Consider the following 25,846-nt stretch of genomic DNA (forward strand, 5'->3'; position numbering starts at 1 on the left):
TATAATATCATAAAAAGATTCTAAAATAAGTCTAATATGGCTTTATTTTCCTGGATGCCGTGATCAAGTCACGGCATGACACAGCCTTTTTTCAACGTTCGTACAGTAGTGGGTCAAGCCACGGTATGACAAGTTTTAAGCGATTTTAACCATCCATGCAACAACGCCCCGCCTTTAGCTAGGAATGACATCGAAAATTCTAGCCATACACCGATAACGCTAAAATTTCATTCCCTTAATTTTCCTTGAAATTTTTGCTCAATATTAGCTATCAAGTCTTTACTAAATAAATTTAAATCTTGTTCGGTTAAAGTGCGATCATCTGCTTGCAGCTCAACTTTAATAGCTACGGATTTTTTATCCACAGGCAATTTATCCCCTACATAAATATCAAATAACATGACTGACTTAATAAGTTTTTTATTAAAGCCGTTTATGTACGATATTATTTCCCCAACCGGTTGATTTTCGTCCACAACAAAAGCATAATCTCGAAAACTTGCTTGAAAGTCTGATATGATAAAATCATCTCTTTTACCGAATTTTGCTTTAGTAAAAGGGATATTCATAATATTTAATTCAAAAGCAAATACTGCTTCTTCAATATTAAAATGTTTTAATATTTTGGGATGAATTTGCCCGAAATAACCTATTAAATTTTTACCTAAAGCTATACTTGCCGATCTTGTCGGATAAAAATACGGTAACGTAGCCTGATTTAATTTACATTTATCGATTGCAAGACCGGCATAATCAAATATCATTTCTAAATCGGCTTTAATATCAAAGACATCATAAGCGCGTCCTGCCGAATGAGCATTTTTTAAGCTATAAGAGCCGCATCTAACGCCTGATAAAAAAGTTAACTCCTCTTCCGGCTTAACACCAGTAAAAACAGGTCCGATTTCAAATAATGCTATATTTTTGATTGATCTAGTTAAATTTTTCTCTACTAGCTTTAATAAATTCGGGATAATGCTACCGCGCATATAATCGCTGTCCCGACTAATAGGGTTTAATAAAAATAATTCTTCTTTTATTTCCGAAAATAAAGTTGCTTCCTTGCTACTCATAAATGAGTTTGTTACTATTTCATCGTAACCTTGTACTGCTAATATTCTTTTAAAAGAAGAAATTCTTTTTTGTTCTTTAGATATAACTCTATCCTGCTCCATTTCCGGCAGTTTAATACTCTCTAGCTTATCATAGCCGTAAATACGGGTAATTTCTTCGACGATATCCTCTAAAATACTTATATCATGACGCCATGACGGAACAACAACATTAATAACTTCACCGTTAATTACTGTAGCAAAGCCTAATTTGTTTAATATACTGCATATCTCATTGATATTTAGCTTAATTCCGGTAATTTTCTCTAAGTAATTAACAGGAAAATCTAACGAGATCGGTGTTGTTTTTTCTTCTCCGGCAGTTACTATCTCTGATACTTCACCGCCGCATATTGATAAAATCAAATTAGCAGCAATATCTAGAGCTTTAGGAGTAAATGCTCTATCAATATTACGCTCAAAGCGGTAACGTGAATCGGTATCAATTTGTAATCGCCTGCCGCTACTAGCAATTAGCTTAGCATCAAAGCAAGCCGCTTCTAATAAAATATTCGTGGTTTCCTCAGTGCAACTACTCGCTGTCCCTCCTATAATACCGGCAAGTGCTTGAACACCGTTTGCGTCTTTTACTACCAAATCCCCTGCTTGTAATTCATATTCACGACTGTTTAGAGCTTGGAATTTTGCTGTCGATTTAAGTTGTTCAACACTAATCCCACCTTTCACCCTATCTAAATCATAAGCATGCATCGGTTGACCAAAGCTATAGGAAATATAGTTTGTAACGTCAACTATCGCCGAAATAGGCTTTACTTTAATATTTTGCAGTAGTTTTTTTAACCATTCGGGGCTTTGTTTATTTTTTAAATTTTTTATTTCTCGAAAAATAAATAACGGGCAAGCTATTTTATCTTTTATTTCTAAACTAGTTGTAGCCGTATATTTACTAGTTAGTTCTAGAATATCCGGCTCCTTTAACGTGCCGACTCCTTTAGCCGCTAAATCCCTTGCAATCCCGTAAACCCCTAAAGCATCACCGCGATTGGGAGTAACGTTAATATCAAAAACCGGATCGTCTAAGCCGTAATATTTAATAAAATTCTTTCCGACTATAGCATTTTGCGGCAGCTCAATAATACCTTCCGACTCAGGCGATAGTAATAACTCCTCTTCCGAGCATAACATGCCAAAGCTCTTCTCGCCTCTTATTACTGATTCTTTAATTTTAAATTTACCGTTCGGTATTTCCGTGCCGATACTTGCTAATACTACTTTAATATCATCTCTAGCGTTACTTGCACCGCAAACTATTTGTACTAAGCCATTTTTAGTTTGTACATTGCAAAGCTTTAACTTATCGGCTGATGGATGGGGTTTAGTAGATATAATATGTGCCACTTCAAAACTTCTTAACTCTTCGCTTTTGTCAATTATTTCTTCAACTTCTAAACCGATATCGGTTAAACTTTCGGCAATTTGTTGAACTGAATACTGCGTATCTAAAAATTGTTTAAGCCATGATAAAGTAAATTTCATTTCGTTAACCCCGCTGCTAAATTGGGGATATCAAAACTAGAAAAATTATAATGTCTCAGCCAACGTAAATCGCCCTCAAAAAATTGCCTTAAATCTTTAATATTATATTTTAACATTGCAAAACGCTCTACGCCGAGACCAAAAGCAAAACCTCGATAAATATTGCTATCTATACCGACATTTTTTAATATATTCGGATGAACCATCCCGCAGCCAAGCACCTCAAGCCATTTATCGTTTTTTTGCGTGCGAATATCCACTTCGGCGGACGGCTCGGTAAAAGGAAAAAAACTAGGTCTAAAACGTAGCTCGATATCGACATTCTCAAAAAAACTTTTTATAAATTCAGTAATAACGTATTTCAAATGCCCCATATGAATATTTTTATCAATGACGAGTCCTTCAATCTGGTGGAACATCGGGGTATGAGTTATATCCGAATCCGATCTATAGGTTCTGCCCGGCGCTATAAACCTAAAAGGCGGCGGTCTTTTTTTCATCGTTCTAATTTGCACCGTTGAGGTGTGAGTACGCAGTAATAAAGGCATTCCCTCCTCTTGTCCCTTTAAATAAAAAGTATCGTGCATTTGCCGCGCCGGATGGTCATCTTCAAAATTAAGCGCGGTAAAGTTATGAAAGTCTGTTTCAATTGTCGGACCGTCTTCGATAGAAAAATCGAATTTTGAAAATACTTGCATCAATTCTTCCGTCGCTTGCGTGATCAGATGAATTGAGCCTTGTTTATATTTTCTAGCCGGAATGCTTAAGTCAATTTTATCACTCGCAAGTTTTTGGTTTAACTCTTCTTCCTCTAAAACATCTTGCTTTGTTCTTATAATATTCTGTATTTCTTCTTTTAAGCTATTGATTTTTATACCAAAATCTTTCCGCTCGATTTCATTTAAAGCAGCTAACTTTTTAAGCTCTGCCGTCACTATACCTTGCTTGCCTAAAAATTCTACTTTAAATTGTTGCAATTCTTGGCTATTTCGCACTAACAAAATTTTCTCTTCAGCCAGTCTTAATATTTGCGCCGTATTATCCATAACTTATATTTTATATCTTTTGGGGTATGAGCTTGGAGACTATTATACTCAATATTTAAAAAAAGTATAATAAAATATATTGAAAAAAAGAGATTTAAGTATATACAAAGGTAGTATTAATATATATAATATAAAACTATAAGATGCAAAAAATAAAAAGGAGTCAATATATGGTTAGCTTCAAAGAAACTTTTTATGCAAGGTCGGACTCCGTTATTGAAATTGAACGAATAACTGATACGAACTATTTTAGACCCTTTAAATTTATACCTATAGAAAATTCAGCCTATTTTCATTTTGGACGTAGAATAACTGAGAATCCATTAATATTACCTAAACTCTATGCAGCATTAACTTATCTTACAGGAGCAAGTGATGATGAATATGATGATTATAAAGGTTCATATAGCTTTACGTTTAAGCTCACAGTTAAAAAAAACAGCAAAGTTAGTAAATATTACTATCATATATTTCATTATCGTTCATATATAGAATTTTCTACTTCTCAACTAGTTTCAGAGGATGACCCACGAGAATCTAGCCATTATTATCAACCGGACGATAAATTATTTTCTGATAAAGACATATATAGTTTTAGCATATCATTCTGTGAGGATGCAATAATACGTGTTGAAAATTATAAGCACATACCTAAACCTTTTGTAAAATATTCTAATTCAAATTTATTATTATTTGGATATTTAAAAGATAAATATTTTTTTAAGGATTACGAAGACGAAAATATATATAAAAAGGAAAAAGCACTTTTACAAGAAGAATCGGTATCAGTTAATCTTTGATTTTTACCCTTAATTCTTGCTTAATTAATTTTTTGAATTCCCGCCTTTGCGCATGGGTGTTAACTTAAGAGATTGTCATTGCGAGGAGGCATTGTTGCGTAGATGGTTAAAATCGCTTAAAATTGTCATACCGTGGCTTGACCCACTAGTGTACGAACGTTTAAATAAAGAGGTAAAAATTCTGTCATTCCGTGGCTACGACCACGGAATCCAGCTTATAATATCATAAAAAGATTCTAAAATAAGTCTAATATGGCTTTATTTTCCTGGATGCCGTGATCAAGTCACGGCATGACACAGCCTTTTTTCAACGTTCGTACAGTAGTGGGCTTGACCACGCTATCCAGAAAAAATTAAAAAGCCTAACTGGATGCCGTGGTCAAGCCGGCCTTGTTGCATGGATCAAATTTTTGATGTCATTCTAGCTAAAAGCGGGAATCCAGGCTTTTTTTGTCATGCTGAACTTGTTTCAGCATCTTTTTAATAGATCCTGAAATAAATTCAGGATGACTTTTTTATATTTTCTAGATTCCCGCTTTTAGCTAGAATGACATATTGCTGCTTTTATCGATCCATGCAACAACGCCGGTCAAGCCACGGCATGACAGCGCGGTACTTTTAAAGAATACCCAAAATATAGCAATTTTCGATCCATGTAACAATGCCTCCTCGCAATGACGGACTTTATAGACTTTTATCGCTTAAGTTGACATATATGCGCCTTTGGGGGAATGACATAGAGAACGGGAATACCAACCCTTTTGCAGCAATTTCCGATACAAGCAGAATAATAAATAATACTATTTAATCGCCTCAATCAACTTCTTAACGCCGTTGACTGAATTGTTAAATAATATTTTTTCTTCCGTATTTAACTCTATTTCTATTATTTTTTCTACACCGTTTTTACCGATAATGATCGGTACGCCGACATATAAATCGCGTACGCCGTACTCACCTTGCAAGTAAGCAGCGCAAGTAAGAATTTGGCGTTTATCTTTTAGGTAAGATTCTAACATTAGGATCGCCGAAGCTGCCGGCGCATAGTAAGCAGAACCTGTTTTAAGTAATCCAACGATTTCTCCACCGCCGTTTCGAGTACGATCGATTATTTGCGCGATACGCTCCTTGGTAGATAAACCCATTTTTATTAAATCCGGTATCGGAATGCCTGATATGGTGGAGTATCTTGCTAGCGGCACCATCGCATCACCGTGACCGCCAAGTACCATGCTAGTAACATTCTCGACGGATACTTTAAATTCAACGGCTAGGAAATAATTAAATCTTGAAGAATCAAGCACACCCGCCATGCCGATAACTTTGTTATGCGGCAAACCGCTTTCTTTGAGCATTACATACACCATAACGTCAAGCGGGTTAGTAATTACTATAACAAAAGCATTCGGTGCATATTTTTTTATATTTTCCGCAACTATCTTCATGATAGCAGTATTAACGCTAATAAGATCGTCTCTACTCATACCCGGTTTTCTCGGTAAACCGGCGGTGATAATTATTGCGTCGGAATCTTCTATATCTTTATAATCGTTAGTACCTTTTATTGTAATATCAGAACCCGTAACCGCATTTGCTTGAGAAAGGTCAAGAGCCTTACCTTGCGGCAAATCTTCCGCCACGTCAAATATTACTATGTCACCGAGTTCCTTAATGCTAATTAAATGGGCAAGCGTTCCGCCTATATTACCCGCGCCGATTAATGATATTTTAGGATTTTTTTTCATTATTTCCTCCATATATTTTTATGTTTGATGTCATTTCTGCGGAGCATCGGCATTGTTGCATGGCTTGAATGTTTGCAAAGTGTTTCGGTGTCATCTAGTTGCTTGACCACGGCATCCGGTCTTTTTATTAAAGCTTTTTCCGGATACCGTGGGAGGGGCCTCGGTATGACACCGTACTTATAATAACCATAATACGGTAAATTATTAGCCATGCAACAACGCCCCGCTTTCGTGGGAATGACATAGAAAAATTGAGCCATGCAACAAGGTCTACAGCGCCTCGCCATGACGGTTTGGATATCCACGCGGGCATTGCCTCACGGGAATGACCTACAACACGCTTTAACCTATTCATACAAACACCGCGCAGGAATAACATCTTTCATTAATAGTTTAGTAGAAATAAAAAAATATACAATAATCTTATGAATTCATTAAATCAAAAAATTCGCTATTAGTTTTGGTATTCTCTAATTTTTTCAGTAAAAATTCCATTGCTTCCGTTTCGCCCATTGGATTGATAAGACGGCGAAGCACCCACATTTTCTTTAAAGCGTCTTTATCGACTAATAACTCTTCTTTTCTAGTACCGGATTTGGTAATATTAATTGCCGGATAAATACGTTTATCGGCAATTTTCCGATCTAAGACGATTTCCGAGTTACCTGTTCCTTTAAATTCTTCAAAAATCACTTCATCCATCCGTGAGCCGGTCTCAATTAAAGCCGTTCCTATTATGGTCAGCGAACCGCCATTTTCAATATTTCGTGCCGCTCCGAAAAATCTTTTCGGTCTTTGCAATGCATTAGCATCGACACCGCCCGTTAATACCTTACCTGATGACGGAACAACGGTATTATAAGCCCGTGCAAGCCTTGTTATCGCATCCACTAAAATTACTACATCTTGTTTGTGTTCAACCAAACGTTTGGCTTTTTCAATAACCATTTCGGCAAGCTGAACGTGCCTACTTGCCGGCTCGTCAAAAGTAGAACTTACCACTTCGCCGCGCACGGAACGCTGCATATCGGTGACTTCTTCGGGGCGTTCATCTATTAATAATACTATTAAAAATACTTCCGGATTATTGGTAGTAATAGCATGCGCTATATTTTGTAACAATACGGTTTTACCGGTACGCGGCGGTGCAACGATCAAAGCACGTTGCCCTTTGCCCATAGGAGAGACTAGTTCGATAACTCTGGTGCTAAAATCTTTACTGTTATCTTCAAGCTCTAAGCAAAGTTTTTCATCCGGATATAAAGGAGTTAAATTATCAAAATGTACGCGATGGTAAGATTTGGCGGGGTCTTCAAAATTAACTTTATTCACTTTCAGTAAAGCAAAATAACGTTCTCCTGCTTTCGGCGCTCTAATTTGACCTTCTACGGTATCACCGGTACGCAAACCGAAACGGCGAATTTGACTAGGAGAAATATAAATATCATCGGGACCGGCTAAATAATTCACTTCCGGCGAGCGCAAGAAACCAAAACCGTCAGGTAAAACCTCTAATACCCCCTCTCCCAAAATCAACCCGCCCTGCTCAACCGATTTTTTCAAGATTGCAAAAACTAATTCTTGTTTTAATAAAGAATTAATATTTTCGATTTTTAGCTCTTCGGCTTGTGCTTGGAGTTCTTCAGGTAATTTCCGTTTTAATTGTTTTAAATTAATAACATTAATAGTTTCTCCGGGGATATTATTTATATTTTGTTCGTAACAATTATTAAACCTTTCTTTAGGTTCTTTATTTATTATGCTCATTGATTTTATTTTTTATGGATTTAGTTAAATATGGATGGATTAAATACTAGGTTCTGTGAATATTTTACTGAAAATTTATTTTGAGTAGTAACATTTACAGAGCCTATAACTTAAGAAAAAATCTAAAAATCCCTAAAACAAGGGAACGGCAATATAGCTTATTTTAGATTAAGGATAAAATTAGATTTTTCAGAAGCTTTGTACAACGTTATTCAGAAAGGTTCAGGGTGTTGTTGCATGGCTCGAATTTTCGATGTCATTCTAGCTAAAAGCGGGAATCCGGAAAATACTTAAAATAAGCAAAATTATATAATAAATTACTATTTAATTTGCTCTTATTAACTTTCTAGATTCCCGTCTTTAGCTAGAATGACATACGGCACTTTTTTAGAGCCATGCAACAACGCCAAGGTTCAGACAAGATGAATTTAAGGGATAGCCTGCTCAGCGTACAAAAGTACGTGAACACAGGCGAATACTGCAAAATTCACTTGTCTGAACCTTTCTGAATTTAGCTGTATACTGCTTAGAGTCAAAAATCAAATTTTATTTATGAGTACGGCAAGTATGATAAACTTAAGTGTATTCTAGCTTTAAATAAAATGAAAAATGATTTTTGAAAAATGAGTAGTTATATAGAACTCATTAGCTTTGCAAGCCATTCGGCTATTTGGTCTAGTATTATTGAAGTTTTAACAAGTTAAGAGCTAATTGTCAAGTAATTTGTCACGCTATACTCTATAATCATGTTACTTTTTATTATCTCTAATATCTTTAACCATAGTTTGTAATTGTACTAAATCTATTAAGCCGGGTATTAATCGACCGTTTATAATATAAACCGGAACGCCGTTAATTTTTAAATTTTTAGCTATTTCCATATTTTTCTCAATTAAGGCTTTAATTTCTTTACCATCTGCTACTTCTTCAATTTCCGAAACATTTAAATTATTTTCTGATAATAAGCCTTCTACTGATTTTTTAGTAATATCTTGTATTGTCATTAATCCGTCGTGAATAACTTTAAATTTACTAGGATTAACCTTATAAACAGCCAAAGCAACCTGCGCAAGATACTGAGAGGCGTTCCCTAGAATGGGTAACGGTCTTAACAACAATTTAATATTTGTATCATTTTGTAATAATTGATTTATAAATAAATCACCTTTTTTACAATAAGAACAATTATAATCAAAAAATGCTACTATCGTTATATCACCGTCTTCATTTCCCAGAGTCGGAAAACTTTTAATATTTTCAATATCTATTTGGTTACTTTTAATATAATCATTAACTTTATTTTCTTTTTCTTGGATTTTACGTTTTTGTAACCCTTCAATTGATTGAATAATTATCTCAGGGCTGTTTATTAAATATTCTTTTATAATTTCTTTAACCCTTTCTTCTTCACAAATTTTATCCACTGATTTACTTTCCGTAATGATTACGGAAACCGGTTTTGCAGACGAAACTTTTATAGTTTTATAAATAAATAATGCCGCTATAGTAATTATAACTACAAATAGTATTTTACCGATGATATTTTGCATAATTTGTTTTATTTAAACTTATAATATAATTTATAGAAAATTTATTTTTTAAAGTAAAGTATAACAGTAGCTTTATAGATAAAATAAATTAAGGCTCTGTTATTAAATATTTTATTTCTGCCTCATTAACCTGCTTTGGTCTCTTTTCCAATCTTTTTCTTTAATAGTTTGTCTTTTATCGTGTAATTTTTTACCCTTTGCAATACCTAACTCAACTTTTATTTTATTTTTTTTATTAAAATATAACGAAAGAGCTACAAGAGTATAACCCTTTATCCTAACTTTACCGATTATTTTTCTTATTTCGCTAGCATGCAAAAGTAATTTTCTGGGTCTTCTGGTAGTATGATTAAGTCTATTAGCTTGCTCATATTCTGCAATATGACAATTATATAAGAATATCTCATTTAATGAATCTGCCGCATGGCTTTCTTCAATTGAGGCTTTACCTTGCCGTAATGATTGTACTTCGCTACCCTTTAATACTATGCCCGCCTCTAATCTTTCTTCGATAAAATAGTTAAATAACGCTTTCTTATTTTGGGCAATAATTTTTTTATATTCAGTCATAATATTAATTAGTTTTCTTCGTACGCTTCGATGTCATTTCCTAACAATGACCGTGTTGCATGGCTACCGGAATCGTCATTGCGAGCGACTGCAAGGAGCGCGGCAATCCAGAAAAATAATAATTTTCATAGCATTTTTTGCTATTTTTTCTCTAGATTGCCGCGTCGGGACTACGTCCCTCCTCGCAATGACTAGGTGAGATCGAGCCATGCAACAAGGCTGGCTTGACCCGCTACTGTACGAACGTTTAAATAAAGAGGTAAAAATTCTGTCATTCCGTGGCTACGACCACGGAATCCAGCTTATAATATCATAAAAAGATTCTAAAATAAGTCTAATATGGCTTTATTTTCCTGGATGCCGTGATCAAGTCACGGCATGACACAGCCTTTTTTCAACGTTCGTACAGTAGTGGGCTTGACCACGGTATGACATCGTACTTATAATAACCATAATACGATAAATTATAAGCCAGGCAACAACACCCCTAACAATGACAATTTCTTTATAGCTTCTTCTATTTGTTGCTTAGTATTATGACTTGCCTCCGTTAAAGGTAGTCTAATCTCGTTACTAGATAAACCTAAATAATGAGCGGCGTATTTTACCGGAATCGGATTTGATTCAACAAATAATGCTTTATATAAAGGTAGCAGCTGTTGATGAATTTCAAGGCTACCTGCAACATCACTCTTATACCATTTATCTAATAATTCTTTGCATAATTTCGGCGCAATATTGGCCGCTACGGAAACCCACCCTACTCCGCCTTGCGCACTGTAAGCTAACGCCACCTCATCATTTCCCGTTAAAAGGTTAAAGTCCTTAGCGGCTATTTCCCTAATTCGCAGCGGTCGCTCTAAATCTACTCCACAATCTTTTAAAGCTACAATACGCGGTAACTTAGCGAGGTTTAATATTGTTTCATCGGCAAAATCTACCCCGCTTCTACTCGGTGCTGAATATAGCATAATAGGCAGATTGCTTGCCTCATGCACAGCTTCAAAATGCTTATAAATTCCTTCTTGAGTAGGTTTTAAGTAAGATGGCGGACTAGCCATAAAACCGTCAACCTTGATTTTTGTAGATTCAGCAGCAAGCTCTACGGCATAAGCGGTATTATTTGAAGAGCAACCGGCTATTACCGGAATACGCTTATTAATGATCTCTTTACTAGTTTGTAGCAATAATTTATATTCTTCAAAACTTAAACTGCTACCCTCGCCCGTCGAGCCTGCTACTACTATCCCGTCAATTTCTGCTGCCATTTGATATTTAAGGATTTTCTCCAGCGATGTTAAATCTAATTTATTGTTTTTAAAAGGAGTTATAACTGCCGTAATTAAACCTTTAAATATATTGTGCATTTTATTTATTCTTTATTTAGTTTTAGTTTATTTTTATGGTTATTATTAAGTACGGTGTCATGCCGTGACTTGACCCACTACTGTACGAACGTTAAGAAAAAGGCTGTGTCATACCGTGGCTTGACCACGGTATCCAGAAAAAAACTTAATAAAAAGACTGGATGCCGTGGTCAAGCCACGGCATGACACCGGAACACTTTGCAAAAAATAGTAAAAATTACTATTTCCTATCCACACAACAATGATGGATTCCAATTACGTACGTACTAATTTATCATATTCTTTTTTTAAAGAGTCGGTAATTTTATGATCCTTAAAAGTTATTTTTTTATTTCCCAAATCTATAGAACGAATTTTTTGTATTTCAACAGCCGTACCTGTGCCAAAGCATTCGGTAAAATTCTCTATATCTTCTAATTTTATATATTCTTCTTTCGTTTCTATCCCTAATTTTCTAGCAATTTCAATAATAGTCTGGCGAGTTATACCGTTTAAAAAAGCATCGGCTATAGGAGTATATAGTATATTATCTTTAACAAAAAAAATATTACTACTGGTAAATTCGGCAATATATCCACGAAAGTCCAGTAAAATTGCATCGTCATAGCCAAGAGCTGTAGCTTCTCTTCTACTTACTACCATCATGTTATAATGCCCCGCTCCTTTGCATTGTAGCGGTAGGCTATCCGGCGATGCTTTACGCCAACGGCTAATATGTACATTTATTCCTTCTGCTGACAAGGGTGACGTAGAAGGAATAGCAACAATCATCACATTAACACTTAAACTTTCATGACTAATATTCATCGACTCACTACCGCACCAAATAAGCGGTCTTATATAAGCATCCTTGATATTATTCTTTTCAATAACTAATTTGTGTGCTTCTATAATCTCATCGACACTATAAGGAACTTGTAACTTTAAAGCTTCTGCTGATTTTATCAACCTTATCGTATGTTCTTTTAGCTTAAAAACTTTGCCGTTATAAGCTCTTTCCCCTTCAAATACTGCTCCTGAATAATGTAAACTATGCGTTAAAACATTAATTTTGGCATCAAGGCAAGAAATTAACTTACCGTTAATCCATATATAACCGGCAGATTGTTCTAGATAAACAGGTTGTTCTTGTAGAATTGTCATTGTCAATAAACTCTAATTAGATTAAACTGGTATTGTTGCATGGATACCCCAAACGTCATTGCGAGCGACTGAAAGGAGCGTGGCAATCCAGAAAATAATAGTCATCCTGAATTTATTTCAGGAGCTACTATAAGAGATGCTGAAACAAGTTCAGCATGACAAAACTAGATTGCCACGTCGGTACTACGTACCTCCTCGCAATGACGAGCTAAAATCGAGCCATGCAACAACGCCGATTAAACTTAAAAAAATTAAACCCTATAATATTTTAATTATGAAAGAATATAAAGCTCATATTTTAATTGTCGATGATGATAACAGAATATTAGCACTTTTGAAGAAATTTTTACATAAAAATGATTTTTTAGTATCAACGGCAGAATCTGCTATTGAAGCTAAAAATTTACTTGTGCATTCTAATTATGATTTAATCATTCTTGATGTTATGTTACCTGAGATAACAGGGCTTGATTTTGCCGAAACTATCAGGGATGCCGGTAATACTATACCGATCGTTATGTTAACGGCTTTATCCGAGCCTGATGATCGAGTTAAGGGGCTAGAAGCCGGAGCTTCGGATTATTTAACCAAACCTTTTGAACCAAGAGAGCTATTACTGCGGATAAATAATTTAATTAATAATTACAGCACGTATAAAAAAGAAAAAAATATAAAAAAATTCGGCAATAGTTATTATAACTTTGATTCCAAAGAATTTATTAAAGACGCTAAGCCGATATCGCTTAGTTCAACCGAACAAAAATTACTTGAAATATTAATAGGACGGACGGGAAAAACAGTATCACGCGAAGAATTATCAAAAATAATGGGCGGACTTAGCCTGCGTTCTATTGACGTACAAATTACTAGGATAAGAAGTAAAATTGAGGATAACCCTAAGGAACCTAAATATTTAAAAACTATGCGGAATGAAGGTTATGCGCTTTATATCTAAATTGCTACAGCATATTTCAGGAAGCTTCAGACAAGATGAATTTAAAGACGAGTCTGCGCAAGCAGTACCAAAAATACGTGAACACAGGCGAGTTCTGAAAAATTCGCTTGTATCAAGCTTTCTGAAATATGCTGTACCTAAAACATTATTTGCACGTTTCATGCTAATTATAATTATTCCGATTTTAATAGGACAAATTTTAGCAATATTTTTATTCTATGACCGCCATTGGTATAATGTTTCATATTATACCAGTACGATTATTATTAATGAAATGGAATCTTTAATTAAAGAATATAAAGATAGCGATCGAAAAAAAGCACAGTTAGAGGAAAATTACCTTAGCTTATCCTATCAATTTCAGCCAAATGCCAAGTTGCCTGCAAAGCAACCGAAATTAAACGAATCGTTAGAAATTTTTAAAAATATTTTAAACACCAAAATCACCGAAAAAAATATTGTTAAGTTAAATAACGACAATAAAATAGAAGCATCTTTTCAACTAGCACACGGAATATTACAAATTACTTTTCCGGCAAAGTTATTACTTAACCCGACGGTATATATTTTTGTTTTATGGTTAATATTTTTAACTATTATCTTACTTACCGTATCTATAATTTTTTCCAAAAACCAAATAAAATCAATTTTAGCATTAGCCGATGCAGCCGATGAATTCGGTCAAGGGATTTTAAATAGTAAAAATTTTAAACCTTCAGGAGCTTCAGAAATAAGAAAAGCCGGACTTGCTTTTTTAAAAATGAAAAATCGTATTGAAAAGCAAATTACTAAAAGAACTAATATGCTGGCTATGATTTCCCACGATTTACGTACTCCTTTGACTCGGATGAAATTACAACTGGAATTAATGGAAGCTTCCGAAGAAACAGAAGGTTTAAAGATAGATATATTAACCATGCAGCAAATGATCAATTCTTATCTTGATTTTGCCAAAGGCGAAAATGCCGAGGAATTTAAAACAGTTGTTATTGTAGATTGGATTGCATCTTTTTTAAATAAATGGTCGCATATAGATATAGAATTAATAAATTTAGGCAATATAGATAATATAAAAGTAAAGATTAAAGCTAGTTCATTTGAAAGAGCCTTGTCTAATTTAATAAGTAACGCTATAAAATACTCAACTAAAATAAAAATATCGGTGCAGTCTAATTCTTCTTTAGTAACGATAAAAATCGAAGATAACGGCACCGGCATAAGTGATGAAGAAAAACCGTTTGTTTTTAAGCCTTTTTATCGCTCCGATAAGGCAAGGCATCTTGACGATTCAGGCAGCGTAGGGCTTGGGCTTGCTATAACCCGTGAAATAATATTAGATCATAAAGGCGTTATTTTGTTAGAGGATAGTAAAACGCTTGGTGGATTAGCGGTAAGAATAGAGTTGCCTTTGTGTAAAGCACTCTAATTGTTGCGTGGATGGTCGCAACGTCATTGCGAAGAGGCATTGTTGCGTGGGTAGGTTAAAGCGTGTTCTATGTCATTCCCGTGAAAACGGGAATCCGGAACGATTATAGTCATCCTGAATTTATTTCAGGATCTACTAAAAAAAGATGCGGCAAACTTGTTCAGCATGACAAAAAAGCCTGGATTGCCGCCTTCGCGGGAATGACATCAAAACTTAAAAATATAAAATAATGGTTATCGACATTAAACACCTAGCAATTATCATGGACGGCAACGCACGCTGGGCGGAAAAACATAATTTACCGAAAGCGGAAGGTCATCGCGTCGGAGCAAATAAAATCCGCGAGCTACTACCGGAGCTTATTAAACTCAAAATACCTTACGTAACATTATATACTTTTTCCTCGGAAAATTGGCAGCGATCAGAGTCGGAAATTTCTTTTTTAATAAAGTTATTAGGTGTGTATTTAACAAAGGAAGTAAATACTCTTCATAAAGAAGGTGTTAGAATAAAAGTAATAGGTCGACTTGAGCGTTTAAGCGCGGACTTACAAAAACAAATAAAAGATGCAATAGAATTAACGAAATCTAATAATAAAATCACGGTATGTATAGCTTTTAGCTACGGTAGCCGTGACGAAATAATCGATGCTTGTCAAAAAATTATTATTAGCGGTAAAAAAGAAATTACCGAAAATGATTTTAAAAATGCTCTTTACGATCCGGCAATGCCGGACGTAGATTTATTATTACGCCCGGGCGGAGTTTTTCGGATTAGTAATTTTCTTCTCTGGCAAGCGGCTTATGCCGAATTATATTTTTCTCCTAAATATTGGCCTGATTTTAATAAAGATGATATAATAGACGCATTAAATGATTATTCAAAAAGGAAGAGGACTTTTGGCAAGAGATAGAATACTGCTCTATTTAGTGCATGACTCTAAAAAAGTGCCGTATGTCATTCTAGCTAAAGGCGGGAATCTAGAAAGTTAATAGGAGCAAATTAAATAGTAATTTATTATATAATTTTGCTTATTTTAAGTATTTTCTGGATTCCCGCTTTCGCGGGAATGACACCGAGAGCGTTTTTAACCATCTATATAACAACACCGGTCAAGCCACGGGGTGACATTTTTAATTCTTAAAATATTAGACAATATTACTATGTTATTACGAATTTTATCAGCTATGGTTTTAGGACCGGTATTTATTGTTGCTATATTGTGGCTAAAACCGTTATTTTATGTTTTAATGATCTTAGTAGCAATAGGTATGCTATGCGAGTGGTATGATATGACAAGTTCCTCACTTTTACACTTGTTAACGGGTCTGGTTGTTATTCCGCTGCCTATTATCTCGCTAATGCTGTTACAGGCAGGGCATAATAACCAATGGTTAATATTGCTTTACTTTGTTATTATTTGGTCGGTCGATACTTTTGCAATGATCGGCGGTAAAATTATCGGGGGACCGAGGCTAGCATTTAAAATTAGCCCAAAGAAAACCTGGAGCGGCTTGATTAGCGGCATAATCTCGGCAGGATTTATTACTGTTTTTGTAAATTATTATTTTTTCCATAGTTATTTTTCGCGGGCTTTTTATTTATTTATAATAAGTTGTAGTCTGGCATTAATCGCGCAATTAAGTGATTTATTTGTTTCATATTTTAAACGAAAATTTAATATTAAAGATAGCGGTACCGTAATCCCCGGTCACGGCGGCGTGTTAGACCGATTTGATAGTATTATTTTAACAGCTCCTATATTATTATTTTTGTATCTTTATGACTATTTTTAATTTTATATTAAATAATAACTCTAAAAAATTAATATTTAATATTTCTTTAGCCTTATTGCTTGGGTATTTTGTTTTTCACTCAATTTACGGCAATAAAGGTATTATTGCTTATTTAAGAGTGAATCAGCAGCTTGAAAAAGCATATGCCGAACTCCGAACTTTAAGAGCGGACAGAGTCGAGCTTGAACATAACGTAAAATTATTAAGACCGGAATCGCTTGATAAAGATATGTTAGATGAGCAAGCACGAAAAGTTTTAGGGGTAGCTTCTCCGCGCGAACAAGTATACACGGTTAAGTGATTTGATAATATCTATGATGTGATTCCAATTTTAGATGTCATTCTAGTTCAGCATTGTTGCGTGGATTGAAAAATGGTCCCAATGTCATACCGTAGCTTGACCACGGGCTGAACTAGAATGACATCTTCGTACACTATTCCTTAAACATAACACTAATTAAAGGTAATTATAATATGGCTATTACGATTTATCAACACGACCTTCCGGATGATTTTAATCTTGAAGGAGATATTGCTATCGATACCGAAACAATGGGTTTAAATCTTCATAGAGATAAATTATGCCTATTGCAGCTAAGTAACGGCAACGGCGATGCTTATCTGATAAACTTCCTAAATAAAAATTATGATGCTCCTAATTTAAAAAAATTACTATTAGATAAAGAGAGATGTAAAATATTTCATTTTGCTAGATTTGATTTGGCATCAATAAAAAAATATTTACAAATCGATTTAGAGAATATCTTTTGTACTAAAATAGCTTCAAAATTAGTGCGGACTTATACCGAAAGTCATGGGCTTAAAGAATTATGCCGTGAGTTACTTTCTATGCAGCTATCCAAACAACAACAATCTTCCTATTGGGGAGCCGAGCAATTATCTAATGAGCAAAAAGAATATGCCGCTAAAGATGTGCTTTATTTACATCAATTAAGAGATATTTTACAAAAAATGCTAATCGCTGAAGAGAGGCTTGAAATAGCTGAAAATATTTTTAAATTCCTTCCAACCAGAAGTAATTTAGATTTGCTAGGTTGGAGTGATATAGATATTTTCATGCATTGATGGGAATATAACATATACATGCGCTATGTCATGCCCATGAAAACGGGGCGTTGTTGCTATGGCTACCGGAATCGTCATTGCGAGGAGGGACGTAGTCCCGACGTGGCAATCCAGGAAAAAATAGCAAAAAATGCTATGAAATTTATTATTTTCTAGATTGCCGCGCTCCTTGCAGTCGCGGCGTTGTTGCATGGCTCTAAAAAAGTGCCGTATGTCATTCCCGTGCAGGCGGGAATGACATCGAAAATTCTAGCCATGCAACAACGCCCTATAATTCTTCTCAATAGTTCGCGTTATATTATTACGCTCCTCTTCCTCCTCCTCTTTGGTTTTTTTCTTGGTTGATTACTTCTTGTTGCCACGTAGAAGTAGGAGTCTTAGGAAGAGAAACCGGTTTTACTTGTGGGACCTGTGGCTGTACTATTCCTGTTGTTACTTCAGGTGGTGGTGGAGGTGGTAATTTTTTTTCTTTATTAGGATTAGGAAGTTTAGGCGGCGGCGGTGGCGGAATATCTTCTTCAGGAGGCGGTGGGGGCGGCGGTAGTTGCTCCTGCATTTGTTGTTTTACTCGTATTGCTTCTGTCGGTATTTCTGCTCTGTTTTCCGGTATAGCATTTGAAAAGATTTTATTATTAATTTCTTTCTCAACATATTCGTTATTTTTTAAAACATGCTCACCGGTAACTTTCTCTAATTTTTTACCGACAACATCTTGACGAAAAATAATAGTTTTAATTTTTTCCCACAAATTTGTTTTTGTAGCTTGCTGTAAATTCTCTGCAATATTTTTACTGTTCTCGGCTAAATAAGCAGGATCTATGCTTTTTAAGAATATATCCGTAGCTTTAGCAAGCTTCTCATTCTTACTTTCAAGTAATGGAGCAAAATTTTTAACAATTTCCTTGCCTTTTTCTTGTATTTCTTCAGGCTTTAATTTACTTATTGTTGGTAACAAAGCTTGAGTAGATTTTTTATTTTGTTCTATATCTATGGGTCCTATTTCCTTCAAAGTCCCTTGTATTATGGAAAAAGCTTTAATATCGTGGTTAAATAGTTGAGTAAATTTCTCTATATTTTCTTTTAAGTTTAGTTTTTCTCTATCTAAAACACAATATAAGGGATTCTGTTCTCCATCTATTGCAAAGCACTCCGTAGTACGAAGAGTAGCAATATGTTGTAATGGCTCCAAAAGCTTGATATCTTTTAAACCTACACTTATAATTTCTGAACTAATGCTAATATCTTTTGCAATAAGTGTAATTATATCTCTTTTATCAGCAACTAACTTACCTCCCTTCTCAAACAACCCTATATTTTCTACTACTCCTTTAAGTTTAATATAGTCATTAACGATAGAAGTTATGCCTTCATCAGACGATAAGGAAGTCGTAATCTTTTTTTGATATTGTTCTAATTCATTTGTAATTCCATTAAAATTTTCTTCTCCTAACCCCTGCTCAGCTAATTTTTTTATTTTTTCTCCAATAGTACTTACGGTAGAAAATAAATTATATCCTGCGTTTGCTATCCTTTTTTCTTCCTCAATTCTTTGTTCTGCTGATAATGATTCATCTTGTACTTGCCCTAAAATTGTTTTAACAGTACCACGTAAATTCTCGTTTTTTGCTATATCTATAGAACCTATTTCCTGAACTTTTTCGTATAAAGTTCGTCCAATATAATTATTTAGAAGTACAATTTCCCCGCGCATCTCTTCAATTGCAGTATTTACTCTATTTTGTTGTTGCTCAGTCAATGCCATATTCTTCCTCTATTAATTAGTTGTTAATTAAATTAAAATTTATTATCCGTCCTTATTAACGACTATGATCTTCTTTTTTCCCTTGGGCATGGTTAGCTTTAGGAGTAACAGGAGGCGCACTATTTGCCTTACCCGTTGCTCCTTCTTTCATATGCGCAACGAGCTTCTGCGCCGCTAACGAAGGCGTTTTTTCCGTTTGTTGTTTAGGTGAAACAGAAAATCTATTAGGATTTGTATAGCTTTTACTTTGTTGCTCAAAGATGGATACAAGCTTATCTACATTTTCTGCAGCATAATCCCTAGAAGAAGCTTTAAAACCGAATCTTGCTGCTATTCTTTTCACAAGAGGCGGTTTTGCATTTGCAGCTTTTTGTAACTTCTCCGATATTTCTTTATTATTCTGTGCTAGATATTCTGGGCTTAAATTCTCTAAAGCATTTTTAACACTGGTGGCAATCGCCTTATTTTCACTTTTTAATAAAGGTGCAAAGTTTTTTACAACTTCAGCCGTTTTTTTATTTTCATTGAATTTTTTAATAAATTTATCTGCAGTTTTACTAGCGGCTTCTACAAAATCAGCTGAAGGCAATTCATTTTTTCTTGAATTAAATTCCTGCTTATCTGGATCGAATTTTTGGCTTTTATCCCCTTGCGTAATAAATTTTTCATATTTCTGCAGCTTATCGGCTGAAAACTCAGGAGTAGTCTTTTTAAGAATTTCCATAGTTTTATCTATTACCGCTTTGGCATATCTATCTTTCGATATATTCTGACCGCTTACTTCAACTAGAGCCTTTTTAACCGCATTTACAGGAATATCCAAAGCTTCCTGTATCGGTACTTCCTTATAGGGTAACTCGTTAAAATCTCCATCTCTAGCTAACGGTAAATCAAATCCTTTAAGCGCTGCTTCCGTTGTTGCAACACTAAATTTAAACTTATTTTTTCCTTCAGGAGAATCAACTAATTCCGCACATGCTTCAGCATGTCCCTTTACGGCATTAACTAGTTCTTCTATTTTTTTATCCGGTAAAGCTTTATTAAGAAGTCCTCTCCCTAACTTTAGCCCTGCTCCGATAGCATCACTCATTATAAGAGTTTTATCAACTAAATTACTACCTGGAGGGATCAAACTTTCATAACCATCTGTTCTACTTCCTACATTTGTAATATCACCTACATCATCCAATGCATATGGCGAAGAATTCTGACCCTCTGCAGCCATATTTTTCCTCAATTATTTATTTACTAACTAAAATTAAACAATAATTAGTTAAAGAAATCAAATTAAAGTAAAGTTTTAAAAAGAAAATTTATTGTGGTAGGGGTAGTATTTTTTTGTTGAGGAAGTTCTGATAGTTATTTCTTCGGGGATTTCGGCAAGGAATCTAGACGGGGAGGAACGGACTATTTCAAAAAATATTTTACGACTTTCGGCAAAAGTAATATACAACTCTTTCTTTGCTCTAGTGATACCGACATAAGCGATGCGGCGCTCTTCTTCAATGCCCTTTTCTCCGTCTTCGTTAAGGGTTCTTTGATGAGGAAACACCCCCTCCTCCCAGCCCGGTAAAAATACTACGTCAAATTCTAGGCCTTTAGCAGAATGGAGTGTCATTATAGTCACAGAACCGCCGAAATTTGTTTCCAGTATTTCATTTTCCATTACTAAACTCGAATGCTCAACGAAATCATGAATATCGTTAAAATCCGCTATGGCTCTTAGCATTTCATTGATATTTTCAATACGCCCCAAAGCTTCGTCGGTTTTTTCCTCCTGCAGCATTTCAAGATAGCCGGATTCATCTAATATGGCTTTCGTAACGTCTAACGGGCTTTCTAAGTTATATCTTGCCTGCCAGCTCTCTATTTTGTTAATTAAGTCGTTTAAGCTATCATATAATTTAGCTTTAAATTCACCCTTTGGTAACATTTCTTTGATGGCTGCAAAAATAGAAATATTACCGTCTGCGGCATAGCTTTTAATACGAGCAACCGTCGTAGCACCGATTGAGCGCCGCGGCACATTGATAATACGCTCTAGGGCTAAATTATCATTATGATTTAAAGCAATCCTTATATAGCTTAGTAAGTCCCGTATTTCCATGCGTTCGTAGAATCGTAGCCCGCCGATAATTTTATAGGGCATGGCACTATTGATAAAAGCTTCTTCAAAACTCCTAGTTTGGAAGCCTGCCCTGACTAATATCGCAATACCGCTAGCGTTATATTTTCCTTCCCGCACTAACCTATCTATTTCGGAGGCAATAAATCTTGCTTCTTCTTTATCGCTCCAACATGAAACAATTTTAATTTTCTCTCCGCTATCTTTGTCAGTCCATAGCGTTTTACTGTGACGATTTTTATTATTGTTAATGACGTTAGAAGCAGCGGCAAGTATCGGCAGGGTTGAACGGTAATTTTGTTCTAATTTGATGATTGTCGCATTTGAAAAATCTTTTTCAAAACGTAATATATTACCGACTTCGGCACCGCGCCAGCCGTAAATAGATTGATCATCATCGCCGACACAACAAATATTTTTAGAAAAACTAGCCAGCATTCGCGCCCATAAATACTGCACTATATTAGTATCCTGATACTCATCAATTAAAATATACTTATATTTATCTTGGTAATATCTTAATATATCAGGGTTTTTAATAAATAATTCGTTATTGTAAAGCAGTAAATCCCCAAAATCTACCACATTAGAAATAAGTAAATTTTGTTGATATTCTTCGTAAACAAGTTTTGCTACGCGTTGAATAGGTAGGGTAATATCCGACTTTGATAGTTTAGAAGGGAGCAATCCCTGATCTTTCCAGCGTGAAATTATAATATGTAAAAGCTTAGCAGGGTATTTTTTTATATCAATATCCTTTTGCTTAACAATATCCTTAACTAATTTCATTTGATCATCGTGGTTAATAATCGTAAATCTGCTAGTTAAAGATAAATCTAAATGCTCGGCTTGCTCTCGAAGTATCTTCGCCGCCATTGAGTGAAAAGTACCGATATTAAGCCCATAGCAGCTAATCAAGCTATTAACCCGCTCGACCATTTCTTTGGCAGCTTTGTTAGTAAAAGTAACGGCTAAAATATTTTGCGGTTCCGCTAAATTCTTATAAACAATATTAGCTATCCGAGAAGTTAATACTTTCGTTTTACCCGTTCCCGCTCCGGCAAGCAACAATAGCGGTCCTTCGGTATGGAGAGCCGCTTTGCGTTGCTGATCATTTAAAGAATCTAGAAAATTTTGTTTGTTGAACATTAGATAAGTATAATTATTTATTTTGTTCGTAAATGAAGAATTTGAGATGTCACCCCGTGACTTGATCACGGGGTCCAGAAAAAACTTTAAAAAAAGACTGGATACCGTGGGAGGGGCCTCGGTATGACAAGCGTTACTCCTAACTGATGCTTACATCAATAAGCCTTGATAATATTATCCTTTCTAATTTTATCAATCAAAATTCACCTTAATCTGCGAATATTTTTGACGATATAAGAAATGGTAGTTATCGGGTGACAAATAATTATTTTTATGAGTTTAATATAGGCTTTAAAATCCTTATCCTCAATAAACCACATATATAAATCATTGATCGGTTTATTTTGTTCTAAGATAACATATTTATCTTGATATATTTTTTTTAAAGTTTTTTTCGCGATTCTAATCTCTTCTTTACGCTCCCCCGTAAGGCTTTTAGGATGTACACGGTAAAAATATAAAGATTCTTTAAGATGAAAAAATTTGGTAATTAGTCCTAGGCGGAGCCAATATTCATAATCCTCTACTAAAAACATCTTTTCATTATATTCCCCTACTTGCCGAGCTAAACTAGCCCGATATAAAAAACAGGCACCGACGCAATCTCTAATAGGTAAAAATTCCGGTGGCTCTTGGTATATTCTGCTTCCTATTTCATTCTTTTCGTTAATTAAAATATAGTCTGTATATATAAGACCTATATCCTCTCTACTATCTAAACATTTATTCATTTTTTCTAAGGCATCTTTATGATATAGATTATCGTCGGAAATCCATGTAAGATATTGACCTTTAGCCTTTTTAAAGCCTATATTCAACGTAGCGGGTAGTTTTTTATTAGTTTTATTTTCTATTATTCCGATGCGGTTATCTTGGCTTGCATATTTTTGCGCTACCTTAAGACTGTTATCAGTAGACAAGTCATCAATTATGATAAGTTCAAAATCGGTGAATGTTTGCGTAAGGCAACTTTCAATAGTTTGAGATAAATAGTTCGCTCTATTATATGAAGGTAATATTATCGAAATTTTAGGAAGAAAGTTGGAATTCATATATATTTTTTGCAAAATTGTTTTTATATTTAACGTAAAAATTTGTTATCCCGTGGTTTGACCGGCGTTGTTGCATGGCTCAAATTTTTGATGTCATTCCAGCAACGGCGGGAATCTAGAAAAAACGCTTTTAAGTCATCCTGAATTTATTTCAGGATCTACTAAAAAGATGCTGAAACAAGTTCAGCATGACATAAGTAAGGCTAGATTCCCGCTTTTAGCTAGAATGACATCGAAAATTTGAGCCACGCAAAACACCTCCTCGCAGTGACGGGTTTTTTGCGTTAATTTCTATCCATACAACAACCTCACCACGGTATAAAGCATATCTTTATAACATAACTTGCAAATTTACATATTTGGTGTTTAAATACTCAAATATTCCTTCAAATGAACCTTCTACTCCAAAACCGGAGGCTTTGCGTCCGGCAAAAGGGGCTTTAGCACTTCCCGGCCTTGGGGCATTAATTGATATCATACCGAAATCTAACTTAGCGGCAATTCTTTGAGCTTTAGCTGAATTTTGTAAATAAATATACGCTTGCAAACCGTACTGCGTGTTATTTGCTCTTTTTATAACTTCATCTTCAGTAGTAAATTTATAACAAGCAACCACCGATCCAAATATTTCGGTATTAAAAATCTCCATATCATCAGAGCAATCGGCAATAATCGTCGGTTCTAAAAAATTATCCGATGCTTTCCCGCCGCAAAGTAACTTAGCTCCTTTAGCTTGCGCATCTTTTAGTAAACTCTGAATTTTATCGATAGCCGCCTGATTAATTAGAGGTCCTATATCTGATTGCTCATTTAACCCGTCACCGACCTTAAGCTTTGCAAATTTAGCGGTAAAAATTTCTATGAACCGCTCATATATTGTTTCTTCAATAAATATTCTATTAGGAGCAGTACAAGATTGACCGCTATTTCTAGTTTTAGCAATTACTAAATCATCGGCTACTTTTTCTAAATCCATATCGGCAAATATAATAAAAGGCGCATTGCCGCCAAGTTCTAAAGATAAGCGTTTAACCGTATTATCCGAGTTTTGGTACAGTATTTTACCGACATTTGTTGAACCGGTAAAGGATAATTTGCGAATTCTAAAATCTTCACAAAATGCTTTACCGATAATATTGGAATCGCCGGTAATTACATTAAATACTCCTACCGGTAAACCGGCATCGCTGCCAAGTTTTGCAAGTGCCAAAGCAGAAAACGGCGTAAGGCTTGATGGTTTTAGTATAACGCTACAGCCGGCAGCTATTGCCGGAATAACCTTGCGTGTGATCATGGCATTTGGGAAATTCCACGGCGTTATGCACGCAACCGGTCCTACCGGCTCATACTCCGTGATAATTTTATGATCTTTATTATTACCAGGTTTTATAGTTCCGTGGATATTATGGATAATATTCGCATACCATTCAATAAATGATGCACCGTATAGAATTTCATTTTTTGCTTCCTTAAGTATCTTGCCTTGCTCTAGAGTTAATATATAGCTTAGTTCTTCGATATTTTCGAGTATTAAACTATGCCATTTTCGTAGTATCGATATTCTTTGCTCAAAAGAGCTTTCCGACCATATATTAAAAGTCTCTACAGTATTATCGATAGCGTTATTAATTTTAGGTAAAGCTAAATTCGGCACTGAGCCGATCTCTTTCAAGGTTGAAGGATTAATAACCGGCATTTGCTTTGCAGAAGTTAGCCACTCGCCGTTGATATAGTTTTTTTCTGTAATAGATTCAAGTAAATGCATAAAAACCTCTTTAAAATTTTTGCTGTCATACCGTGGCTTGACCCACTATTGTACGAACGTTGAAAAAAGGCTGTGTCATGCCGTGACTTGATCACGGCATCCAGGAAAATAAAGCCATATTAGACTTATTTTA

At 35.0% G+C, this 25,846-nt stretch carries 30 protein-coding genes and 1 pseudogene; 15 read left to right on the forward strand and 16 right to left on the reverse strand.

Annotation, left to right across the window (positions count from 1 at the left end):
• Positions 1-227 precede the first annotated feature (227 nt).
• Together pheT and pheS are read right to left on the reverse strand one after the other, a co-directional pair.
• Positions 228-2,609, reverse strand: a complete 2,382-nt coding sequence (pheT, locus tag AAHM91_RS04125) for a phenylalanine--tRNA ligase subunit beta (protein WP_342269971.1) — start codon at positions 2,607-2,609, stop codon at positions 228-230.
• Complete coding sequence (gene pheS, locus AAHM91_RS04130) at positions 2,606-3,655, reverse strand: phenylalanine--tRNA ligase subunit alpha (protein WP_342269972.1); 1,050 nt, start codon at positions 3,653-3,655, stop codon at positions 2,606-2,608. The genes pheT and pheS overlap by 4 nt, the downstream gene beginning before the upstream one ends.
• A 170-nt stretch (positions 3,656-3,825) precedes the next feature.
• Between pheS and AAHM91_RS04135 the strand changes: the two genes are divergently transcribed.
• From AAHM91_RS04135 to AAHM91_RS04150, 4 genes are all read left to right on the forward strand, one after another.
• Positions 3,826-4,455 carry a hypothetical protein gene (locus AAHM91_RS04135; protein WP_341792702.1) on the forward strand — a complete coding sequence of 210 codons (630 nt, stop codon included), beginning with the start codon at positions 3,826-3,828 and terminating at the stop codon, positions 4,453-4,455.
• Between the two features lie 52 nt (positions 4,456-4,507).
• On the forward strand, positions 4,508-4,684 hold the full coding sequence (locus AAHM91_RS04140) for a hypothetical protein (protein WP_342269973.1): 177 nt from the start codon (positions 4,508-4,510) through the stop codon (positions 4,682-4,684).
• A gap of 46 nt (positions 4,685-4,730) precedes the next feature.
• Positions 4,731-4,880 (forward strand): hypothetical protein, encoded by a 150-nt coding sequence (locus AAHM91_RS04145; RefSeq protein ID WP_342269974.1) that lies wholly within the window; start codon positions 4,731-4,733, stop codon positions 4,878-4,880.
• A gap of 130 nt (positions 4,881-5,010) precedes the next feature.
• Positions 5,011-5,133, forward strand: coding sequence for a hypothetical protein (locus AAHM91_RS04150; protein WP_342269975.1), 123 nt, complete (start codon positions 5,011-5,013; stop codon positions 5,131-5,133).
• Positions 5,134-5,255: 122 nt separating this feature from the next.
• On the opposite strand, the gene mdh is transcribed toward AAHM91_RS04150, so the two are convergent.
• Both mdh and AAHM91_RS04160 read right to left on the reverse strand, forming a co-directional pair.
• Positions 5,256-6,200 carry a malate dehydrogenase gene (gene mdh / locus AAHM91_RS04155; RefSeq protein WP_342269976.1) on the reverse strand — a complete coding sequence of 315 codons (945 nt, stop codon included), beginning with the start codon at positions 6,198-6,200 and terminating at the stop codon, positions 5,256-5,258.
• Positions 6,200-6,460 (reverse strand): hypothetical protein, encoded by a 261-nt coding sequence (locus tag AAHM91_RS04160; RefSeq protein WP_342269977.1) that lies wholly within the window; start codon positions 6,458-6,460, stop codon positions 6,200-6,202. Before AAHM91_RS04160 ends, mdh begins: the two co-directional genes overlap by 1 nt.
• Between AAHM91_RS04160 and AAHM91_RS04165 the strand changes: the two genes are divergently transcribed.
• Complete coding sequence (locus tag AAHM91_RS04165; RefSeq protein ID WP_342269978.1) at positions 6,459-6,629, forward strand: hypothetical protein; 171 nt, start codon at positions 6,459-6,461, stop codon at positions 6,627-6,629. The genes AAHM91_RS04160 and AAHM91_RS04165 overlap by 2 nt on opposite strands.
• Here AAHM91_RS04165 and rho read toward each other — a convergent pair.
• Complete coding sequence (gene rho, locus AAHM91_RS04170; RefSeq protein WP_342269979.1) at positions 6,624-7,967, reverse strand: transcription termination factor Rho; 1,344 nt, start codon at positions 7,965-7,967, stop codon at positions 6,624-6,626. The two genes, AAHM91_RS04165 and rho, sit on opposite strands and share 6 nt — an antisense overlap.
• 412 nt (positions 7,968-8,379) lie before the next feature.
• Here rho and AAHM91_RS04175 point away from each other — a divergent pair.
• A pseudogene (locus AAHM91_RS04175) lies at positions 8,380-8,463 on the forward strand (palindromic element RPE3 domain-containing protein); the annotation flags it as partial.
• A 253-nt stretch (positions 8,464-8,716) separates the two neighbouring features.
• Here AAHM91_RS04175 and AAHM91_RS04180 read toward each other — a convergent pair.
• Both AAHM91_RS04180 and smpB read right to left on the reverse strand, forming a co-directional pair.
• Complete coding sequence (locus AAHM91_RS04180; RefSeq protein WP_342269980.1) at positions 8,717-9,517, reverse strand: DsbA family protein; 801 nt, start codon at positions 9,515-9,517, stop codon at positions 8,717-8,719.
• A gap of 111 nt (positions 9,518-9,628) precedes the next feature.
• A complete protein-coding gene (gene smpB / locus AAHM91_RS04185) occupies positions 9,629-10,087 on the reverse strand; it encodes an SsrA-binding protein SmpB (RefSeq protein ID WP_253307600.1) in 459 nt (152 codons plus the stop codon).
• A 30-nt stretch (positions 10,088-10,117) separates the two neighbouring features.
• Here smpB and AAHM91_RS04190 point away from each other — a divergent pair, with 30 nt between their 5' ends.
• Entirely contained in the window at positions 10,118-10,282 is a 165-nt protein-coding gene (locus AAHM91_RS04190) for a hypothetical protein (protein ID WP_342269981.1), read from the forward strand.
• 269 nt (positions 10,283-10,551) lie between these two features.
• On the opposite strand, the gene dapA is transcribed toward AAHM91_RS04190, so the two are convergent.
• Positions 10,552-11,454 (reverse strand): 4-hydroxy-tetrahydrodipicolinate synthase, encoded by a 903-nt coding sequence (dapA, locus tag AAHM91_RS04195; protein WP_341792710.1) that lies wholly within the window; start codon positions 11,452-11,454, stop codon positions 10,552-10,554.
• On the opposite strand from dapA, the gene AAHM91_RS04200 reads away from it, so the two are divergent.
• Positions 11,449-11,640, forward strand: a complete 192-nt coding sequence (locus AAHM91_RS04200) for a hypothetical protein (RefSeq protein WP_341792711.1) — start codon at positions 11,449-11,451, stop codon at positions 11,638-11,640. The two genes, dapA and AAHM91_RS04200, sit on opposite strands and share 6 nt — an antisense overlap.
• A gap of 69 nt (positions 11,641-11,709) precedes the next feature.
• On the opposite strand, the gene AAHM91_RS04205 is transcribed toward AAHM91_RS04200, so the two are convergent.
• On the reverse strand, positions 11,710-12,597 hold the full coding sequence (locus tag AAHM91_RS04205; protein ID WP_342269982.1) for a branched-chain amino acid transaminase: 888 nt from the start codon (positions 12,595-12,597) through the stop codon (positions 11,710-11,712).
• Between the two features lie 274 nt (positions 12,598-12,871).
• Between AAHM91_RS04205 and AAHM91_RS04210 the strand changes: the two genes are divergently transcribed.
• The 7 genes from AAHM91_RS04210 to AAHM91_RS04240 all read left to right on the forward strand — a co-directional run bounded on the left by AAHM91_RS04210 (position 12,872) and on the right by AAHM91_RS04240 (position 17,860).
• On the forward strand, positions 12,872-13,552 hold the full coding sequence (locus AAHM91_RS04210) for a response regulator transcription factor (protein WP_253310029.1): 681 nt from the start codon (positions 12,872-12,874) through the stop codon (positions 13,550-13,552).
• Positions 13,536-14,978, forward strand: coding sequence for an ATP-binding protein (locus tag AAHM91_RS04215; RefSeq protein ID WP_342270727.1), 1,443 nt, complete (start codon positions 13,536-13,538; stop codon positions 14,976-14,978). The genes AAHM91_RS04210 and AAHM91_RS04215 overlap by 17 nt, the downstream gene beginning before the upstream one ends.
• Positions 14,979-15,040: 62 nt before the next feature.
• Entirely contained in the window at positions 15,041-15,208 is a 168-nt protein-coding gene (locus tag AAHM91_RS04220) for a hypothetical protein (RefSeq protein WP_341792713.1), read from the forward strand.
• Positions 15,208-15,891, forward strand: coding sequence for a polyprenyl diphosphate synthase (uppS, locus tag AAHM91_RS04225; protein WP_341792714.1), 684 nt, complete (start codon positions 15,208-15,210; stop codon positions 15,889-15,891). The genes AAHM91_RS04220 and uppS overlap by 1 nt, the downstream gene beginning before the upstream one ends.
• Positions 15,892-16,141: 250 nt before the next feature.
• Positions 16,142-16,774, forward strand: a complete 633-nt coding sequence (locus AAHM91_RS04230; protein ID WP_342269983.1) for a phosphatidate cytidylyltransferase — start codon at positions 16,142-16,144, stop codon at positions 16,772-16,774.
• Entirely contained in the window at positions 16,761-17,075 is a 315-nt protein-coding gene (locus tag AAHM91_RS04235; protein WP_342269984.1) for an FtsB family cell division protein, read from the forward strand. The genes AAHM91_RS04230 and AAHM91_RS04235 overlap by 14 nt, the downstream gene beginning before the upstream one ends.
• Before the next feature lie 173 nt (positions 17,076-17,248).
• Positions 17,249-17,860 (forward strand): ribonuclease D, encoded by a 612-nt coding sequence (locus tag AAHM91_RS04240; RefSeq protein ID WP_253307593.1) that lies wholly within the window; start codon positions 17,249-17,251, stop codon positions 17,858-17,860.
• Here AAHM91_RS04240 and AAHM91_RS04245 read toward each other — a convergent pair.
• The 7 genes from AAHM91_RS04245 to AAHM91_RS04275 form a co-directional block, all read right to left on the reverse strand.
• Positions 17,825-18,052: a hypothetical protein gene (locus AAHM91_RS04245; protein WP_342269985.1), complete on the reverse strand. Its 228-nt coding sequence runs from the start codon at positions 18,050-18,052 to the stop codon at positions 17,825-17,827. The genes AAHM91_RS04240 and AAHM91_RS04245 overlap by 36 nt on opposite strands.
• Before the next feature lie 109 nt (positions 18,053-18,161).
• Complete coding sequence (locus AAHM91_RS04250) at positions 18,162-19,622, reverse strand: hypothetical protein (protein WP_342269986.1); 1,461 nt, start codon at positions 19,620-19,622, stop codon at positions 18,162-18,164.
• 55 nt (positions 19,623-19,677) lie between these two features.
• On the reverse strand, positions 19,678-20,847 hold the full coding sequence (locus AAHM91_RS04255; RefSeq protein ID WP_342269987.1) for a hypothetical protein: 1,170 nt from the start codon (positions 20,845-20,847) through the stop codon (positions 19,678-19,680).
• Positions 20,848-20,922: 75 nt separating this feature from the next.
• The gene (gene pcrA / locus AAHM91_RS04260; RefSeq protein WP_342270728.1) at positions 20,923-22,896 is read right to left on the reverse strand and encodes a DNA helicase PcrA; all 1,974 of its coding nucleotides are present in this window, start codon (positions 22,894-22,896) and stop codon (positions 20,923-20,925) included.
• 203 nt (positions 22,897-23,099) lie between these two features.
• On the reverse strand, positions 23,100-23,948 hold the full coding sequence (locus AAHM91_RS04265) for a glycosyltransferase family 2 protein (RefSeq protein ID WP_342269988.1): 849 nt from the start codon (positions 23,946-23,948) through the stop codon (positions 23,100-23,102).
• Between the two features lie 331 nt (positions 23,949-24,279).
• Positions 24,280-25,713: an NAD-dependent succinate-semialdehyde dehydrogenase gene (locus tag AAHM91_RS04270; protein ID WP_342269989.1), complete on the reverse strand. Its 1,434-nt coding sequence runs from the start codon at positions 25,711-25,713 to the stop codon at positions 24,280-24,282.
• A complete protein-coding gene (locus tag AAHM91_RS04275; protein WP_342269990.1) occupies positions 25,659-25,808 on the reverse strand; it encodes a hypothetical protein in 150 nt (49 codons plus the stop codon). The genes AAHM91_RS04270 and AAHM91_RS04275 overlap by 55 nt, the downstream gene beginning before the upstream one ends.
• Between the last annotated feature and the right edge of the window lie 38 nt (positions 25,809-25,846).

The sequence above is a fragment of the Rickettsia endosymbiont of Orchestes rusci genome (assembly GCF_964030945.1).
GTDB lineage: Bacteria > Pseudomonadota > Alphaproteobacteria > Rickettsiales > Rickettsiaceae > Rickettsia.